The sequence below is a fragment of the Ochrobactrum teleogrylli genome (assembly GCF_037482325.1).
Taxonomy (GTDB): Bacteria; Pseudomonadota; Alphaproteobacteria; order Rhizobiales; family Rhizobiaceae; genus Brucella; species Brucella teleogrylli.
In genome coordinates, this window is the sequence record NZ_JBBHKQ010000001.1 from 3,543,157 (window position 1) to 3,560,253 (window position 17,097).

A 17,097-nucleotide genomic window follows, 5' to 3' on the forward strand; every position below is an offset into this window, starting at 1 on the left:
TTTTGCGCGCTTTAACCGACGACCGAGACCGGGAAAAACGGCGATATCTCTTTGTTTTTGCGCATAAACTAATTCGCTGCAGTTGCACTTTTTTCGCCCGTTGGGCTCTATCTCTTTGCCGTTACACCTGTTTTAATCTCTATCGGCTACATATTTCTGGAACTTGACGCGGGGGCGCTGCCGGTTTCCCGGTACTCAATTGTTGTTGGAAAAGTCTGTTCGATGTTCGATCTGATTTCCCATTACTGGCCGCATATTCTGGCTGTTCTGTCGATCGTGCTCGGCGCAATAGCCGCCATTCATGCGACCATGACCAAGGACGAGGTCCGCACTGCACTCGGCTGGGTCGGCGTGATCGTGCTGTCGCCCATCGTGGGGGCGGTGGTCTATGCCATAGCGGGCGTCAACCGGATCAGGCGCTCGACGCTCACGCAGCAGCGCGCGCTGGGGCATATTGCGCTTTATCACCTCTCGCATTTCGACACGACCAACGACCTCGTGCGCGCCGCATTCGGGCGGCAGTTCGGCGCGATGAAAATTCTGGGCGACGCCGTCAGCCTTTATGATTTCACCAGCGGCAATCGCATTGAAATGCTGGAAACCGGCGACGAAGCCTATGCGGCCATGCTGGAAGCCATCGGTAAGGCAGAGCGCAGCATCTTGCTGGAAACCTATATTTTTGACCGTGACGCCATTGGCATCCGGTTTGCCGAGGCGCTGGGCGAGGCCGTCAAGCGCGGCGTGGAAGTGCGGGTGCTGATCGATGCGGTTGGCGCACGTTATTCCATCCCGAGCATTGTCAGCCTGCTCAAGGAAAATGGCGTGACAGTGGATGTCTTCAACGGCAACATCATCATCGGCCTGCGCCTACCTTATGCCAATTTACGCACCCACCGCAAAATCCTCGTCGTCGACGGGCGATATGGCTTTACCGGCGGCATGAATATCCGTGCCGGTTTTGTGCGGGCGATTGCTGGCGATGCGGTGGCCATCGACACGCATTTCCGGCTGGAAGGACCGGCCATTGCCGACCTTTTTCACATCGCCTCCGAGGACTGGCGATTTGCAACGGGTGAATTGCTGACCGGCGACGCCTGGCGCATTGCCCCGCCGGAAAATCCGCCCGGCACCGGCACGTTGGTGCGTGTGGTCGGCTCCGGTCCCGACAAGAATGTGGAAACCAACCATCGCATGATGATGGGCGCTTTCTCGATAGCCGAGCAGCATATCCTCATCATGTCGCCCTATCTGTTGCCCGACCGCGAACTGATCAGCGCGCTGGTCACGGCGGCGCGGCGGGGCGTGTCGGTGGATATCGTCGTGCCGGGGGTCAATAATCTCAAACTGGTGGACCGCGCCATGCGCGCCCAGTTCGACCAGCTTTTGAAGGATGGCTGCCGCATCTGGCGGGCGGGCGGGGCGTTCAACCATTCCAAGCTGATGACGATTGACGGCACATGGTCCTATGTCGGCTCGTCCAACATCGACCCGCGCTCATTGCGGCTCAACTTCGAGATCGATCTGGAAATTCTGGATCGCGATGTGGCGCGTCAGGTGGAAGAGCGGATCGGGAAGGTCATCGAGGAGAGCCGTCAGGTCAATCTGACACGTCTCAACAACCGCCCGTTTCTGGTGCGTCTCATCGACCGGATTATCTGGCTCGGTTCGCCTTATCTATGAGCCGGTCCTGCTTGCGGGTATCTCCGGATTGAGATTGTGCAGAAGATCTATTTATTTTCACGCATTTCCAGACGCAAAACCGTTTCACACTTTTGCTGGAAATGCTCTATCGCCGTCTTCAGGTCGAGATGCGCCTTGATCGGCAGATGGTCGGAGGCCATACGCGCCAGCGGCGTGTTGTGAACTTCCACCGAGGTCACGAGATTATGCGGCGCGCCCATCACGCGGTCGAGCGCGAAGACCGGGAAGCGTGACGGAAAACTCGGCACTGCCGTCGCCACATGGTTGAAGGTCGGCATCAGCGCGGCCAGCGAAGAACGCTTGCCGATACGCCATTCATTCAGATCGCCGATCAACAGCGTCGGTAGCGTGTCGCCTTCCTGCAAGGCGGTGAGAATGCTTTCCGCCTGTTGCTCGCGGGAGCGTTTCAGGAGGCCCAGATGCGCGGCAATGACGCGCAGCGGACCGGCGGGAAATTGCAGATCGGCGACGAGCGCGCCGCGCGGCTCCACGCCGGGCAGTTTCAGCTGCTGCACATTGCGCACAATGCCTTCGCGAAACAAAAGCACATTGCCGTGCCAGCCATGCCCCTTGGGCATCGTGGCATTGATGGGGACAGGAATGAGGCCGTGGCGGCGCTCCAGAAGGCCGAGGTCGAGCAGACCGGACCGCTCACCGAAACGCTTGTCGGCTTCCTGCAACGCTATAACATCCGCGTCGATTTCGCTGATCACGTCGGCGGTGCGCTGCGGATTGAACTGTTTGTCGATGCCGATGCATTTGTGAACATTATAGGATGCAATGACAATATCACCGCCAGTGATATTGGCGTTGAGAGGCCTGAAGCCCGGCCTGTTGCGGATCGCCGTCAGGATCGACTTCGATATCCGGTTTGCTTCCTTTTTCTTCTGCACCCTTTTCACCCGTAAGGTCGTCAGTTCAAGATGAATATTTCAAATTTATACTCTTCTATATAGATAGTTTGCTATGCGATTTGAACAGAGCCGCTACGCACAATTGAGTGTTTGGGGCGAAAGTTCAGCGGGCAATGAAGCGAACCAGCCAGTCGGTCAGGCCGCGATAGGGCGGCTTGATGAGATCGCTCGGGGCGGGCGCATATTTCGTCAATATAGGCATGACCTTGGAAAAGGTCAGGAAGCCGTCATAACCGTGATACTGGCCCATGCCGCTGGCCCCCACGCCGCCGAAGGGCAGGTTGCTGCAGGCAAAATGATAGAGCGTATCGTTGATGCAGACCCCGCCAGCGACCACATGGGCGAGGATGGTGTCGATCTCGGCAGTGTTCTCGCTGAAACAATAAAGCGCCAGCGGGCGGTCATGGCCCAGCACATAGGCAATGGCGTCATCGGTCGAGCGATAGCTGATGACAGGCAGCAGCGGTCCGAAAATCTCTTCCGCCATGATGGCGCTGGTCACTTGCGGCTCAAGAATGAGCGTCGGCGTCATCAGGCGCGTTTCGGTGGAGGGCGCGAGCAGCTCGACGATGCCCTCGCTTTTGTCCTTCGCATCGGCCAGCAGGCCGGATAACCGCTGCAACTGCGCACCGTTGATGATGGTGGTGCGGTCCTGACCGGCGGATGCGCCGCCATAGCGGGCCTGCATTTCGGCTTTGAGCAAGGCAATGAATTCATCGCGCTTGCTGTGGTGGATCAGCACATAATCCGGCGCGATACAGGTTTGCCCGGCATTGAAAAACTTGCCGTTTGCGATGGCGCGCGCCGCCCGCACCAGATTGGCGTTTTCGCTGATGATGGCGGGAGATTTGCCGCCAAGTTCCAGCGTGACCGGCGTTAGATTGGCAGCTGCCGCTGCCATGATCTTGCGCCCCACGGCGGTGGAGCCGGTGAAGAACAGATGGTCGAAAGGCAGGCTGGCAAAGCGGGCGGAAAGCGCTGCATCGCCTTGCACCACGGCAACGCGATTGTCCGGAAAGACCGTGCTGATGAGCTTTTGCAGGAAGGCTGCCGTCTGTGGCGTGTGTTCAGATGGTTTGAGCAGGACATGGTTGCCTGCCGCAATGGCCGCCACCAGCGGCGCGAGCGCCGGATTGACCGGATAGTTCCACGGCGCGATGACGCCCACGACACCCAGCGGCACGAAGCGGACTTCGGCTTTCGCGGGCCATAATTTCCAGCCCGCCTTGCGGCGCTTTGGCTTCATCCAGCTCTTGAGATGGTGCAGCGCGTCATCGATTTCGGCAAAGACCACGCTGGCTTCGCCAAGCAGGGTTTCATGGGCAGAACGGTTTCCGAAATCGGCGCTGATCGCCTTCGCCATATCGTCGAGCTGTGCGGCCAGGCCAGCACGCAGGCGCTTGAGGTCATCGATGCGTTGCTCATAGGGCGGGCGATGATCCAGCCATGCCTGACGCAGACGTGCGAAAACCGCGTCGAGATCATCGCTCATGGGTGAAATCCTCGGTCGAGCGGGCGAACAGGAATTGCGCCACATAATAGGTGGCGAGCACCCATAGCCCGCTCAGCGGAATATCGAAGCGGAACCGGTCATAGGCGAGAAGCGTGTCGCTGACCATGAAGAACAAGCCGCCCCATGCCGCGAGCCAGGCGGCGTAATGTTGTGGTGTTTCTGGTTCGGTGCCGCTTGCGCGGCTGAAAGCCTGCGCGGCCATCAGACCCAAGGCGGCGGCATAGATGATGACGGGGATTTTCATGGCCCCCGGCAGGGCCGCCCAAAGGCCGGTGATCAGCGCAACTGCCGCAAGCGCGAAGACGACAAAGGCGCCCTTGTTCTGCGCAAAGCGGCTATGGCGCGACAGGGCGTAAATATAGGCGCAATGGGTGATGAGAAAGCAGATCAGCCCAGCCATGAAATAATCACCCGGCAGCATCAGGAAAAAATCGCCAAGCGCTGCGAGGGCAAGGCCGAAAGCCACGGCAAGGCCATAGGATTTCGAGCGCGGCTTGCCGGAACAGAGCACCGCCGCCAGCAGAAGCAGCGTTGCGGTCGGCTTGGTGAGATAATGCAGCCAGCGCCAGAACGAAGTTTCGCCAGGATAGCTCAGCAGACTGCCTGCGATGGCGCAGACCGCGCAAAACAGGAAAAGACCATAGAGCGTCCGATTCCGCCCGAATTCCAGCAGGCCTTTATGCCGCATCTCAACTCCCCCGTTTATGATGCCGGTTTTTTATTCTTGTGTTGCCGCCGCTTCGCGCCGCCTTTTGCGACCCATGCGCTCGGCCCGGGTGGAAAGCTCCGTATTGCCCTCGAGATCGGTTTGCAGGATCAAGCCTTCCTGCTTCAGCCACCGGATAATCTCGCCGAATGCGCGGTCGTAATCGGGCTGTTCCATGGCGAACCTCTTGACCATTCTACCGGGACGGGCGATACCAATTTTATTGCTAACTAATTGTTTTTACGCATATCAAACACAAAACCATTTCACACTTTTGCTGGAAATGCGTTCCGTTGCAAGGCGGAAAATGTCAGCGTCATGAACGCTTCAAATCTTGCCGCTATCAGATAGGCTTCCTGTTTCTGACCCGACCAAGGTGCGTTTGATGAAGTCTCCGCTTTTTGTTGCAGCATTTTGCGCCGCTGTTTCCCTGACGTCAGCGGCTTTCGCGCAGGATTTCAAAAAGCCAGTGCTGCTGGGCGAGATCGTGCTGCCAACCGGCCTGCAAATTAAAGGCGTTGAGTTCGGCGGCGTATCCGGCCTCGACTATGATGCGGCGCAGGATATCTATTACGCCATTTCCGACGACCGTTCCGAGAAGGCTCCCGCGCGGTTCTATACGCTCAGGATCGTCGCCGACGAAAAGGGACTGCACAGCGTCGATATCCTTTCTACCGTCACGCTGTTGAATGCCGATGGCAAGCCGTTTGCGAACAAGGATGTCGATCCGGAATCCATTCGCTATCATGCGGGCACCGGCACGCTGTTCTGGACCAGCGAGGGCGACCGCAACGGCAAACCGGCCGTGCGGGAATCGCGCATCGATGGCAGTCTGATCCGTGAGTTTGCCTTGCCCGATTATTACATCCCAAATGCCGACGGCACACGCGGTATTCGCAATAACCTGTCCTTTGAAAGCCTGACCTTTTCGCCGGATGGCAAGACGCTGCTCGTCGGGCTGGAAAATGCCCTGCTTCAGGATGGTGACAAGGCAACGCTGGAAAAAGGCAGTCGCGCCCGCATACTCGCCTTCGATATTCTGTCCGGCGGTGTGAAGGCGGAATATGCCTATGATACCGGGCCGATCTTCACCAAGGCGACCAAACTGCCCTATTGGAACGACAACGGCATGTCGGAATTTCTCGCCTGGGGCGACGATCTGTTGACGGTCGAGCGCTCTTACGCGCATGGCGTGGGCAACGAGATTAATTTCTACCGCGCGCGCTTTGCCGGTGCGACGGAGGTGAGCGGCATGGCGACGCTCAAGGATGTTTCGCTAACGCCGATGGCCAAGGAAGCTGTGCTGCGGCTGGGCGAAGGTGATTTCGGCCTCGACATCGATAATATCGAGTCGGTCAGTTGGGGGCCGACAATCGGCGGACATAAAACGGTGGTCATCGCTTCCGATAATAATTTCAACCTTGAACAGTTTACTCAGTTTGTGCTGTTTCAGCTTAATGCAGAAGCAAATTGAACGCAGGTTCAAGTATAAATGAATTAAGTAAACATGGTAATTCTTCTAAATAAATCCTCGTCGGTCAGATATGGGTTTATACAGCCGTAAGATGTTCAAAACATTGTGTTTTGTCGGAATTGTAATCCGGTAGCGAAAAAGTGACATCAGATTGTCGTCAAATCGATTATATATTCCAGCTTCGCTTTTCATATTCACCATTCATGAGGGAATACATGCTTTCACAAGCCAAGGTAGACCAACTCGGAATCACGATCGATGTGTATCAGAAAGCGGCGAAGCAGTGGGTTGCTTCCGGCATTTATGAAGGCCACCACATCGTCGTCGAAAACCAGACACAGGGTACCGCCGTCAGCGCATGGCGTGACCGGGCGCTTTCCGTTTCGGATAGCGGCACCGCATAATTTTTTTTGAGTTCGTTAGCAGGGTGGCCAAACGGATCGTTTGCCGCCAATTTCTTTTCAAAGCCGGGCTGTTACGGTCGATTTTCAGATGACTGCAACAGCCGTTACAATCAAATTTCTCGGGGCTACCCCCCGCGTTCCTCGAAACCTTCGGCATTACCTTCGTCCACCTTGTGACGCAGATATTGCTTCAGCCGGTTGATATCGTCGCTCTGCCAGTTTTCTGCGCCGGTGATGTCACGCCAGGCTTCCAGATAATGCTCCGGGGCATAGACATGTCCATGCCCCATGGGCGCGCTGTCGGCAAATGCCATGTCGACCACCAGTTGCAGCGCGGTCACGATCGGATACCAGCGTAAATCGGCTGATACATCGGGACCGCGCGGCTCTTTCATCCAGTCCGGCTCGCGATAGAACATGCTGCTGTTGAAGAACACGATGGCATCGCTGGCATATTGCAGATAGACCGTGCGCATCACGCCCCATTCGTTGCCATTGCCGGGCGCTTCGCCATTCTGGTTCATGAAACGCACGAAGGCGCCGTCGCGCACCACAGGCAGCCATTCCGGAGTATCGGGATTGCGGCTGCGCGTCAGCGAACGCCACAGCGCGCTGGGGAAGGGCGGGCCGCTCCACAGGGCGCCGTTCAGGGGCGCATCCAGTATTTCAAACAGCGACACCGAGCTTTGCGAATTGAAAGCGCCGAGGCTCAGACCATGCAGATAAATCTTCGGTCGTTTGTCGGCAGGCAGGCTTTTCCAGTAATCATAGACCGTTTCGAACAGCGCGCGCGCCGACTCCGCGCCATATTCCGGCTGAAACAGCAGCGATAGCGGGCTGTTCAGATAGGAATATTGCACGGCGATGCTGGCCACGTCGCCGTCGCGCAGATATTCCAGTCCGATCATGGCGGAGGGATCGACCCAGCCCGTACCGGTCGGCACGATGATCACCAGCGCAGAGCGGTCAAAACCGCCCTGCCGCTTGAGTTCCTCCAGCGCCTGTCTGGCCCTTTCCTCTGGCGTACGACTGACATTGAGCCCGGCATAGACGCGGATCGGGTCCATGGCCGCGCGCCCGGTAAAGGCGGAAATCTCGGCGGCGGTGGGCGCTGAGGCGATATATTCACGTCCGGCACGGCCAAGATCCTCCCAGCGGATAAGCGAGGCGGCGCTGCCTGTCTTGCCGGGGGAGGAGGGCTGCACGCGGTCCGGCTCCATCAGGGCGTCATAGCGCTTGAAGGACGCATCGAGCGATTTGAAGGCCGTATTGATCAGCACGCCATTGGCGACGGTCCAGATCAGAAAAGCCGTCACCGAGGCCGCAATGACGTTTGCAACGCGCCTTGGCATGATGCGGCGCATCTTCGACGAGAAATAGCGCCCAATGCGAATGAGAATGCGGGCAATGACCAGCAGCACAAGAAAAACTGCGATGGCAATCGCGGTCAGGGTCGCGGGATAGGCGGAGGGCACCGGCGGCATATCCATGGCCGTGCGGATCGAATTTTGCCAGCCAGCGGATGAGCGAAGGGCGATCAGCGCCACGGCGAGGCAGACAATGCCGACGCCGATTTTCAGGAGCGCGCGTTTGCGGCCCTTGATCTCCGGCAGTTCGAGATAGCGCCACAGCGCGCCGAAAAGCACGCCGATGCCATAGCCGATTGCGAAGACCAGCCCACACAGCGCACCCTGAATGACATAGGTTCGGGGAATGAGGCTCGGCGTCAGCGCGGCTGCAAAGAATAATGTGCCGAACGCCAGTCCCGTGGCGCTGAAGGAACTGGTGGCGCGAAAGAGGGCGAGGACAAAGGCGCGCATCGACACTTGCTCCAACGGAATTGCTCGTCTTTGGATATAGTTCGCACAGGGCAGAGTAAAGGCCGTTAGCAGGATTGCTAATCGCGCTGCAATCACCGAGAGACAAATCAACTGAGCCGGGTTACCAATTGCAGGGGGCTGCTTTGCGGCGGTCCTTTGCTCTTTATGGTCAGGGTGTCCGCGATTATGTTCAGGCTTCTTGAAAGCTAAAGGTCGTGGGGGCGTGACGCTGCGCGCTTGCTAATGCCCCGACCGCCAAGGATCATGAAGTGGACCGCCACGCGGTGGTCCATTGTTCTTTATGGCCGGGGGGCCTGTCGCGTATAAAACAGGTTCACCGAACCAAAAGCTGCGGGGGCCATCACACAGTGGCTTTTCCACTCCCCGGTCACCAAGGCCTATGCGCAAAGCTGCAATCTCCGCGAGACAAATCAACTGAGCAGGATTACCAATTGCAGGGGGCTGCTTTGCGGCGGTCCTTCGCTCTTTATGGTCAGGGTGCCCACGACGAATGTTCAGGCTTCTCAGGAGCTAAAGGTCGTGAGGCCGTCACTACACGGTTGCGACCGCCCTGACCACCAAGGCTCATGAGAAAAGGCTCAGCGCGCGTGCTTCCCGCGCAAAACGGCCGCTGAATATTACTATATTCTAAAATAGAAATATCGTATGGTGGCTGCGGTTATCCAGCCATCGATTTCGCTTGTTTCACAGTGCGTTGCGATCGTCCGGCAGAAGCCTGTCGCTCGGCAGATTTTGCATGTGACAAGCCGTCAGAAATCCTCTACGCCTAAGGGTGGACCGCTACGCGGCGGTCTGGGGCTTCGCAACCTCGATTTCGTGGCTGGTATCGCCGAAAGGTACCGAACCTTCGTTCTTTATGATCGGGGTGCCTGTTGCTATGTACAGGTTCACCCGAGCTAAAGGCGCAGGGCCGTCGAAATACGGTTGCGAACACCCCGATCACCAGAGATCGAAGGGCACAACGCGGGGGCGTACCGCGAGAGTGCACCGGGTGGAGACCGATCGTGGCGAAAATGCTCAGTTTCTATGCAATCACCGATGACAAGATGACGGAATGGGATGACGTGTTCTATGTGGACTTGGCAGACGCCGAAGCTGCAATACAAAGGACACTGAAAGAAGTCGAAGAACAGCTCGTCTTCTGGCCCCGTCCTATACGATGTCCTACGGTGCTTTACCTTGAGCGGGTCAGCGTTCCGTTCACCGAGGAAACGCTGTTTGCCTTGCTGAATGACAAGGGGCCGCCCAGCGTTTTTGCAGAGCGGGAAGTCCTCAACATGTATTAAACGAACGGAGAAACTTGGCTGGGGTCGGGCTTCTGTTCGTAAATTGAATCAGCAGGAGCGCCAGTCGGTCCTGCTGTTTTCCTGCCAGCCGCATTTGTGCAGCAGCGGCGTGTCGTCGGTGAAGCTCGGCCAGCCGACGCACAAATAAAGGCTGAAACGCCAGTTTGCCGGCACGTCGAAAAGCCGTTCCATGGCCGCCGGATCGAGTATCGACACCATACCAACGCCAAGGCCCAGCGACCGGGCGGCGAGGTTGAGGTTTTGCACGGCCATCGCCGTGCTTTGCTCCAGCGTGGAAGCCATCGACTGTCGCCCGAGGCCGTGCCCTTCCGCCGGATCCGTTTCCGTGAAAATGGCAAGCTGCAACGGGGCGACGGCAAGCCCCTCCAGTTTCAGGTCACGATAGGCCTCGGCGCGTGCGCCGTCGTAAATCTGTGCTGCTTTGCGGTTGGCCTGCCTGAAGGCATCGTGGACCGCCTGCCGCTTCTCAAGGCTTTCCACGGCGAAGACGCGCCAGGGTCGCGCATTGCCGACAGATGGGGCATAATCCATCGCCTGCCGCAGCGTTTGAATCATCGCTTCGTCTATCGGATCGCTGCGAAAATGACGAACATCCCGCCGCCATTTCAGAAGCTCGAAAAAGGTGTCGCGATCAGCGTCGGTGAATTGCATATCTGTCTTCCTGAAGCTCAGGCGGGGCTTTGGGCGCTTGGGCGCGGGAGTGCGATGTGGTTGTCAGCGAACCTTTTCGCCCGATAGCAGCCACGGGAAAGGACCGAATGCCTTCGATGGCGCGAATGCATCTTGAATAGCAAACGTCCCCATGCACTGTCCATCAGGATGGTGCATGGGGCTATTTTTCACTTATATTTCAAGGCCTTCACCGGTGATACCGCGACACCTGTTCCCGTCGGAACTACAGAGGCGTTAGTCAGGCGCGGTATCACTTGTTGTTCGACAATGCCGTCGATGTATTGCGCTGGTACGGTTGTGAGAAAGACTCGCTTCAAGTCATGCGTTGATTAAAGATAAAGGTAAATTTACTTAAGATAAAATGTGAAGTCCCCAAATTCTATGCTTGGGGTTTTTGTACCAGATAGGCATCTTGACGGCGTCAAAACTCCAACATCCTCGTTTATCCAATTGAATCTGTTAATGTATCCAAAATTATCAACGACCTGATCCTTATACGTTGCTGTTGTTTCAACGAGAATTTTCTCATCAGGTGGCAAATTACGGTAATCGTTGGAATTTAAATCGAGGCTCAGAACAGTTTGATTTAAAGGCGAAGTTGAAGTAAATGAATAATTAATCTCCAGGCTATTTTCGGAACTAACTTTTACAAGATATGTAAAGTTTTCAGCGTTTTTATCTATTTTAATGGTAAAATTAACGAGTTCTCCAGGTTGAATCCCGTAATTTCGGCCTATACTATCCACGTGACCTTGAGAATCAATGCTTTCTATGCTAAGATACCATGCCACTTTTGGCACTAAGCCTATAATGCATCGTAACTGCGAAGCGTTGTCACTCGACCGCAAGCCGGCCCACAACTCGATACCCGCTTGATCATAAGGGGCGACCGACATAGAGGGCACGTGCCAACTTGTGTGAAAAGTCTCTAGAATTGCATCATCTGGCGATTTGCCAAAACTGGTAAAATCCGAGTAGCAGCGATGGGATCCCGCGATGGGTTTTTGACTATTATCCGTTGTCATTGAATTTCTCTGTTACAGTTGAAGGGAAATGTAATTTACAAAAGATCTTATCAAAGTTTAGCTGTTGCTCTGGGCAGGTTGCTTTAGGAGAACTGCGACTGTCGGCTTTTGTCAGCGAGGTCGGTTTCAACCGCACAATCTCTTACCCGATTGAGTATCGCGTGCTGGGGATGGAGGCGCGTTCGTGCATGTCTACCGACGCAGCGTGTATACGCGCCAGTCGCCAGTATTTTCTGGTTTCTCTTAAATCGATAAGCTGAACGTCACAATTTTGATCTGTTAGGGCTGGCAGGTAGAAAATGCCCGCTACCGTCTATGTTCTTTCGCTGCGCTCTGGACGTTTCAGTTTCTGAACTGCGGTATCCGTCAGAGCCATTCTTGGCATAGCCTTGGGCAAAAGCGCGAGCAAAGGCTGTAAGCGGAACTCGTTGAGACAAGTAGAAGCCAGAAAGCAAAAAAGCCCGCTTGCGCGGGCTTTTTGGGATGCTTCTGGACCTTGGTAGTGGTCCGAAGACTTGGAAATGGTGCCCAGAAGAGGACTCGAACCTCCACGCCCTTGCGAGCGCCAGCACCTGAAGCTGGTGCGTCTACCAATTCCGCCATCTGGGCGACGAGGACCCATCTAAGGGGTCGGCTTGCCTCTGTCAATCGCGTTTTCGAAATAATGTCAGCTTTTTTTCAAGCTGTCCGTTTTCCATGTTGAAAACGCTATCGGGCGCGGTGTCGCGCCCGATAAATTTGCCGCCAACTGCATGTCAGGCTTCCAGAATTTCCTTCGAGGCCACAGTCGAATCAGCATTGAGCCGGTAAATGATCGGCACGCCGGTATTCAATTCCTGCTTGAGAATCTGTTCCGGCGTCAGGCCGTCGAGCGCCATGATCAGCGCGCGCAGCGAATTGCCATGTGCAGCCACCAGAACGCTCTCGCCGCGCAGCACATGCGGCTGGATCTGATGCAGATAATAAGGCCAGACGCGCGCGCCGGTATCCTTCAGGCTTTCGCCGCCCGGAGGAGGCACGTCATAGGAACGGCGCCAGACATGAACCTGCTCTTCGCCCCACTTGGCGCGGGCATCGTCCTTGTTGAGACCGGACAGATCGCCATAATCGCGCTCGTTCAGCGCCTGATCGCGGATCGTTTCAAGGCCGGGCTGGCCCAGCTCATCCAGAATGTGCTGGCAGGTGGTCTGCGCGCGGGTCAGCACTGACGTATAGGCGATATCGAACTTGAGACCTGCGGCCTTGAGGCGCTGGCCAGCGGCCTTGGCTTCGGCATGGCCCTGTTCGGTCAGGCCCGGATCGCGCCAGCCGGTGAAAAGATTCTTCAGGTTCCATTCGCTTTGGCCATGGCGAACCAGGACGAGAGTACGAGACATAGGCAAGGCTCCGTTGGTGGGTAAATCAAAGCGCATCCCGAAAAGTGTGAAACGGTTTTCGGAAAAGATGCGCGTTCAAACAAAATAGTAGAGCGCCGATCTGATGCAATCAGATCGAAACGCGCTCTAGTCACTCAGCCCGAGCACGTCGAGCATGGAATAGAGGCCGGGCTTTTTGCCATAAGCCCAGAGTGCGGCTTTGACGGCGCCGCGTGCGAAGATGGTGCGGTCCTCGGCATGGTGCGACAGCACAATGCGTTCGCCGGGGCCAGCGAGAATCACCGAATGGTCGCCGATCACCGAGCCGCCGCGCAGCGTGGCGAAGCCGATGGTGCCTTCCGTGCGCGGGCCGGTATAGCCGTCACGCGCCCGCACGCTGTTGTCTTCAAGGCAGATGCCGCGGCCTTCGGCGGCCGCTTGGCCAAGAAGCAGGGCAGTGCCGCTTGGTGCATCCACCTTGTGCTTGTGGTGCATTTCGAGAACTTCGATATCGAAATCTTCCGGTCCCAGCGCCTTTGCGGCCTTCTGTACCATGACGGAAAGCAGATTGACGCCGAGACTCATATTGCCCGACTTGACGATGGTTGCATGGCGGGCGGCGGCGCGGAATTTCTCGTCGTCTTCTGCCGAGCATCCCGTGGTGCCGATGACATGGACGATGCGGGCCTGTGCAGCGAGCCCGGCAAAGGCCACGCTCGCGGCAGGGCTGGTGAAGTCGAGTACCCCTTGCGCCTGGGCAAAGACCGGCAGCGGGTCGTCGGTAATCTTCACACCAAGCGCGCCGACACCGGCCACTTCACCGGCATCCTTGCCGATCAGCGGCGAGCCGGGGCGCTCAATAGCGCCCGCAAGCTTCGCGCCGTCTATCGACTGGATCGTCCGGATAAGGGTCTGGCCCATGCGGCCACCGGCGCCGACGACGACGAGGCCCATTTCGCTGTTTCGGCTATCCGGTTCACCGGTCATTTTGTCCTCCTGTGCCCGCAGGCACATCATCCGCAGTCAGTTCTTCGATTGTCGGTTCGGTCATACTGTCGGCGCTGCCGCTCTGCAATTGATAGAAGCGGGCATAGACGCCGTTCGGTATGGCGATCAGCTGTTCATGACGGCCTTCTTCCACCACGCGCCCCGCTTCCATGACCACGATACGGTCGGCATTGACGACCGTGGACAGGCGATGGGCGATGACGATGGTGGTGCGGCCCTTCATGATCGTTTCCAGCGCCTGCTGGACGCGCTTTTCCGATTCGTTGTCGAGGGCGGATGTTGCTTCATCGAGCAGCAGCACCGGCGCCTTGCGCACGATGGCGCGCGCAATCGAAATGCGCTGCCGCTGGCCGCCGGAAAGCGTTGCGCCGTTTTCGCCAATCGGTGTGTCGTAGCCCTGCGGCTGTTGCAGGATGAAATCATGCGCATGGGCAAGCTTGGCCGCCTTGACGATTTCATCATCGGTCGCATCCGGGCGTCCATAGCGGATATTGTCGGCAATGGTGCCTTCGAACAGATAGGGCTGTTGCGAGACATAGGCCACGGCGTGGCGCAGCGAGCGCTTGGTGACCTTGGAAATATCCTGCCCGTCGAACAGGATCGTTCCCTTGTCGAGATCGTAGAACCGCTGCACAAGATTGATGAGCGTTGATTTGCCCGCACCCGATGCGCCGATGATCGCCGTGGTTTCCCCTGCCTTGGCGGTGAAGCTGACACCATGCAGAACCGGCGCAAGCTCGCTATAGGAGAAATACAGGTTCTCGAACTGGATTTCGCCGGGGCCGGGGTTCAGCGGCACCGCATCGGCGGCATCGCGCTGGTGCGGCTTGATATCCAGCACTTCATAGATCATGCGGGCATTGACCAGCGCCTTTTCCAGCCCGACCTGAAGGCGGGCAAGACGGCGGGCCGGGTCATAGGCCAGCAACATGGCGGTGATGAAGGCAAAGGTTGCGCCGGGCGGCTGTTGTTCGAGGATGGCGCGATAGCCGCTATAGGCCAGAACGCCGGATACGGCGATACCAGCCAGTATTTCGGAAATCGGTGTGGTGCGTTCGGACACCTTGGCGATCTTGTTGCTGCGCCCTTCCGACAGGTCGATCAGATTGCCGATCTTCGCGCGCAGCTGATCTTCCATCGTGAAAGCCTTCACGACGGCAATGCCCTGCACGGATTCCTGCATGGCGCCGAGAAGATGCGAATTGAGGTGCACCAGATCGCGCGTCACCGAGCGGATGCGGCGCGAAATATAGGCGACCGCCAGAATGAGCGGTGGGCCGATCAGGAAGATCGCAACCGACAGCATCGGGTCCATATAGAACATCATCGCGATCAGGCCGATCAGCGAGATGAAATCGCGCGCAATCGACGAAATCGTCATGTTCAGAAGGTCGCGGATGCCGGACACATTCTGGTTGATCTGCGCCGCCAGATGGCCGGAGCGGGTGTCGTTATAGAAGTCGAGACCGAGCTTCATCAGATGGTCGAAGATGCGCTTTTGATAGCGCGCGACCAGATTATTGCCGATCTTGGCAAGCTCGACGGCCTGCACATAGCCAGACAGACCGCGCAGGATGAAGATCGCCAGAAGCGTGCCACAGATGACCCAGATCAGCGGCAGGTTCTGCTCATAGAAGATCTTGTCGATCATCGGCTTCATCATATAGGCAAGCGCGGCGTTCGATCCGCCGACGATCAAAGATGCGATGATGGCGATGATATAGTTTTTCTTATATTCACCGATGTTTTCCGACATCATGCGCCGGATTACGCGGGTCGCTTCGCCCGTGTCGATTTTCTTCTTTTTCTTTTTGAATAGGCTCACGTGCAAAAGCGCTTCATTCCTGAGCTCGGTATGTCCGAGACTGCCGTTGAAAATGCGTTGGTATTAAAACCAAAAACGCGGCGGTGAAAAGGCCGAAAGCCAATTCCCCGACGCGTTTCTATAGCTTTAAGTCGCGTAATTATCCATCCCTGCTATCTGATCCAAAAGTCGCCATGGCGGTCTGCAAATGGCAATTTCTGCGCTTACCTAGGCTCACGTACCTAAAAGTACGCTCCGCTCCGGTTCTCGAAATCACCATTTTCGCCACGGCCTGCCGCTTTTTGATTCAGACACCCTGATCCTCTTGCTGGCGGAACTTAGCCGATGCGCCAGCGCCGCCCGTCCGTCGAGACTTCGAAGCGCGATGGTGCGCAGGCGAAAGCCGACAAGCCGCTCAGCGCCGCCAGCGGATAAGTGATCACGCGGACCGGAATGTCGTGCATGATAGCCTGATGCGGCGCCTTGTCTTCAAAGGCCGCGCGGAAACCGCCAGCCCGCAAGGCTGGAATAATGCGCTGCGGAATGCCGCCCGACAGGTAAACGCCGCCATGCGCCATGAAGACAAGCGCCATGTCGCCCGCCACACGTCCAAGATAGGTCGCAAACAGGTCGAGCGTTTCGCTGGCTTGCGCATTGCTACCATCGAGACCGGCAGAGGTGATGTCGGCGGGCGTTTCCAGCGTCGGTGTCACACCGTCGGCGGTGCAGATTGCCACATAGAGATTGTGCAGGCCGCGTCCGCTCAAAATCTGCTCGGCGGAAACGCGCCCGTCGATCTGCTCAATATGCGGGAAAATCTGATAGTCGCGTTCGCTGCGCGGGCCGACATCGACATGGCCGCCTTCACCCGGAACCGGCACCCAGGCCTTGCGGGTGCGCACCAGACCGGCCACACCGAGGCCAGTGCCCGGTCCGAGTACGACGCGGGTTGCAACCACCTCGTCGGGCTTGCCGCCGATCTGTTCCATATGGTGACCTTCGAGCGACACCACGGCCAGCGCCTGCGCTTCGAAATCGTTGAGCACGGTCACATCCTTGAAGCCGAGATTGGCGATCAGCTTCTTCGGGCGCACAACCCAATCGCAATTGGTGAGGTCGATTTCATCGCCTTCGACGGGCCCGGCAATGGCCAGAATGACCGAGCGCGGCTGCAGCGACGTCTGGTGGAGAATAGCCGTCTGAATGGCTTCATCGATGGTCGCATAATCCGCCGTCTGAAGAACCGGAAATTCCTTCGGGTCGGAGTTAGCATCGACAAGGATCGCAAAGCGGGCATTGGTGCCGCCGATATCGCCGACAAGGACTGGAAACTGAAAACTCTGTTCGGCGTCGATCATGGCCTGCATTCTCTC

The 17,097-nt window shown here is 57.2% G+C and carries 15 protein-coding genes and 1 tRNA gene; 4 read left to right on the forward strand and 12 right to left on the reverse strand.

What is annotated here, in order from left to right:
* Positions 1 to 222: 222 nt before the first annotated feature.
* Positions 223 to 1,680 (forward strand): cardiolipin synthase, encoded by a 1,458-nt coding sequence (gene cls, locus WIX40_RS16585; protein ID WP_109369672.1) that lies wholly within the window; start codon positions 223 to 225, stop codon positions 1,678 to 1,680.
* A 47-nt stretch (positions 1,681 to 1,727) separates the two neighbouring features.
* On the opposite strand, the gene WIX40_RS16590 is transcribed toward cls, so the two are convergent.
* The 4 genes from WIX40_RS16590 to WIX40_RS16605 all read right to left on the reverse strand — a co-directional run bounded on the left by WIX40_RS16590 (position 1,728) and on the right by WIX40_RS16605 (position 5,011).
* On the reverse strand, positions 1,728 to 2,594 hold the full coding sequence (locus tag WIX40_RS16590; RefSeq protein WP_109369671.1) for an endonuclease/exonuclease/phosphatase family protein: 867 nt from the start codon (positions 2,592 to 2,594) through the stop codon (positions 1,728 to 1,730).
* Positions 2,595 to 2,718: 124 nt separating this feature from the next.
* Entirely contained in the window at positions 2,719 to 4,107 is a 1,389-nt protein-coding gene (locus WIX40_RS16595) for a coniferyl aldehyde dehydrogenase (RefSeq protein ID WP_339440715.1), read from the reverse strand.
* On the reverse strand, positions 4,097 to 4,816 hold the full coding sequence (locus WIX40_RS16600; RefSeq protein WP_339440716.1) for a lysoplasmalogenase: 720 nt from the start codon (positions 4,814 to 4,816) through the stop codon (positions 4,097 to 4,099). The genes WIX40_RS16595 and WIX40_RS16600 overlap by 11 nt, the downstream gene beginning before the upstream one ends.
* 30 nt (positions 4,817 to 4,846) lie before the next feature.
* On the reverse strand, positions 4,847 to 5,011 hold the full coding sequence (locus WIX40_RS16605) for a hypothetical protein (protein ID WP_167836107.1): 165 nt from the start codon (positions 5,009 to 5,011) through the stop codon (positions 4,847 to 4,849).
* A 208-nt stretch (positions 5,012 to 5,219) separates the two neighbouring features.
* Between WIX40_RS16605 and WIX40_RS16610 the strand changes: the two genes are divergently transcribed.
* On the forward strand, positions 5,220 to 6,308 hold the full coding sequence (locus WIX40_RS16610) for an esterase-like activity of phytase family protein (RefSeq protein WP_339440717.1): 1,089 nt from the start codon (positions 5,220 to 5,222) through the stop codon (positions 6,306 to 6,308).
* A gap of 215 nt (positions 6,309 to 6,523) precedes the next feature.
* A complete protein-coding gene (locus tag WIX40_RS16615; RefSeq protein ID WP_109369667.1) occupies positions 6,524 to 6,712 on the forward strand; it encodes a hypothetical protein in 189 nt (62 codons plus the stop codon).
* 125 nt (positions 6,713 to 6,837) lie between these two features.
* Here WIX40_RS16615 and WIX40_RS16620 read toward each other — a convergent pair whose 3' ends face one another.
* Complete coding sequence (locus tag WIX40_RS16620; RefSeq protein WP_339440718.1) at positions 6,838 to 8,532, reverse strand: alpha/beta hydrolase; 1,695 nt, start codon at positions 8,530 to 8,532, stop codon at positions 6,838 to 6,840.
* A 1,025-nt stretch (positions 8,533 to 9,557) separates the two neighbouring features.
* On the opposite strand from WIX40_RS16620, the gene WIX40_RS16625 reads away from it, so the two are divergent.
* Positions 9,558 to 9,839: a hypothetical protein gene (locus WIX40_RS16625; protein WP_339440720.1), complete on the forward strand. Its 282-nt coding sequence runs from the start codon at positions 9,558 to 9,560 to the stop codon at positions 9,837 to 9,839.
* A gap of 48 nt (positions 9,840 to 9,887) precedes the next feature.
* On the opposite strand, the gene bluB is transcribed toward WIX40_RS16625, so the two are convergent.
* The 7 genes from bluB to WIX40_RS16660 all read right to left on the reverse strand — a co-directional run bounded on the left by bluB (position 9,888) and on the right by WIX40_RS16660 (position 17,091).
* Positions 9,888 to 10,511 (reverse strand): 5,6-dimethylbenzimidazole synthase, encoded by a 624-nt coding sequence (gene bluB, locus WIX40_RS16630; RefSeq protein ID WP_339440722.1) that lies wholly within the window; start codon positions 10,509 to 10,511, stop codon positions 9,888 to 9,890.
* A 368-nt stretch (positions 10,512 to 10,879) separates the two neighbouring features.
* The gene (locus WIX40_RS16635) at positions 10,880 to 11,557 is read right to left on the reverse strand and encodes a hypothetical protein (RefSeq protein WP_339440723.1); all 678 of its coding nucleotides are present in this window, start codon (positions 11,555 to 11,557) and stop codon (positions 10,880 to 10,882) included.
* A gap of 522 nt (positions 11,558 to 12,079) precedes the next feature.
* Positions 12,080 to 12,166, reverse strand: a tRNA-Leu gene (locus WIX40_RS16640).
* Between the two features lie 146 nt (positions 12,167 to 12,312).
* Positions 12,313 to 12,933, reverse strand: coding sequence for a 2,3-bisphosphoglycerate-dependent phosphoglycerate mutase (locus tag WIX40_RS16645; protein ID WP_109369662.1), 621 nt, complete (start codon positions 12,931 to 12,933; stop codon positions 12,313 to 12,315).
* A 126-nt stretch (positions 12,934 to 13,059) separates the two neighbouring features.
* Positions 13,060 to 13,899 (reverse strand): 4-hydroxy-tetrahydrodipicolinate reductase, encoded by an 840-nt coding sequence (dapB, locus tag WIX40_RS16650; protein WP_109369661.1) that lies wholly within the window; start codon positions 13,897 to 13,899, stop codon positions 13,060 to 13,062.
* Positions 13,889 to 15,745, reverse strand: a complete 1,857-nt coding sequence (locus WIX40_RS16655) for an ABC transporter ATP-binding protein (RefSeq protein WP_339440724.1) — start codon at positions 15,743 to 15,745, stop codon at positions 13,889 to 13,891. The genes dapB and WIX40_RS16655 overlap by 11 nt, the downstream gene beginning before the upstream one ends.
* 317 nt (positions 15,746 to 16,062) lie before the next feature.
* The gene (locus WIX40_RS16660) at positions 16,063 to 17,091 is read right to left on the reverse strand and encodes a glucokinase (RefSeq protein ID WP_339440725.1); all 1,029 of its coding nucleotides are present in this window, start codon (positions 17,089 to 17,091) and stop codon (positions 16,063 to 16,065) included.
* Positions 17,092 to 17,097: the final 6 nt, after the last annotated feature.

Excerpts from the sequence above, each read along its gene's own strand:
- cls (WP_109369672.1), top strand. The coding sequence starts at position 223 with ATGTTCGATCTGATTTCCCATTACTGGCCGCATATTCTGGCTGTTCTG.
- WIX40_RS16595 (WP_339440715.1), bottom strand. The coding sequence starts at position 4,107 with ATGAGCGATGATCTCGACGCGGTTTTCGCACGTCTGCGTCAGGCATGG.
- WIX40_RS16660 (WP_339440725.1), bottom strand. The coding sequence starts at position 17,091 with ATGCAGGCCATGATCGACGCCGAACAGAGTTTTCAGTTTCCAGTCCTT.
- WIX40_RS16615 (WP_109369667.1), top strand. The coding sequence starts at position 6,524 with ATGCTTTCACAAGCCAAGGTAGACCAACTCGGAATCACGATCGATGTG.
- dapB (WP_109369661.1), bottom strand. The coding sequence starts at position 13,899 with ATGACCGGTGAACCGGATAGCCGAAACAGCGAAATGGGCCTCGTCGTC.
- WIX40_RS16605 (WP_167836107.1), bottom strand. The coding sequence starts at position 5,011 with ATGGAACAGCCCGATTACGACCGCGCATTCGGCGAGATTATCCGGTGG.
- bluB (WP_339440722.1), bottom strand. The coding sequence starts at position 10,511 with ATGCAATTCACCGACGCTGATCGCGACACCTTTTTCGAGCTTCTGAAA.
- WIX40_RS16645 (WP_109369662.1), bottom strand. The coding sequence starts at position 12,933 with ATGTCTCGTACTCTCGTCCTGGTTCGCCATGGCCAAAGCGAATGGAAC.
- WIX40_RS16600 (WP_339440716.1), bottom strand. The coding sequence starts at position 4,816 with ATGCGGCATAAAGGCCTGCTGGAATTCGGGCGGAATCGGACGCTCTAT.
- WIX40_RS16620 (WP_339440718.1), bottom strand. The coding sequence starts at position 8,532 with ATGCGCGCCTTTGTCCTCGCCCTCTTTCGCGCCACCAGTTCCTTCAGC.
- WIX40_RS16610 (WP_339440717.1), top strand. The coding sequence starts at position 5,220 with ATGAAGTCTCCGCTTTTTGTTGCAGCATTTTGCGCCGCTGTTTCCCTG.
- WIX40_RS16635 (WP_339440723.1), bottom strand. The coding sequence starts at position 11,557 with ATGACAACGGATAATAGTCAAAAACCCATCGCGGGATCCCATCGCTGC.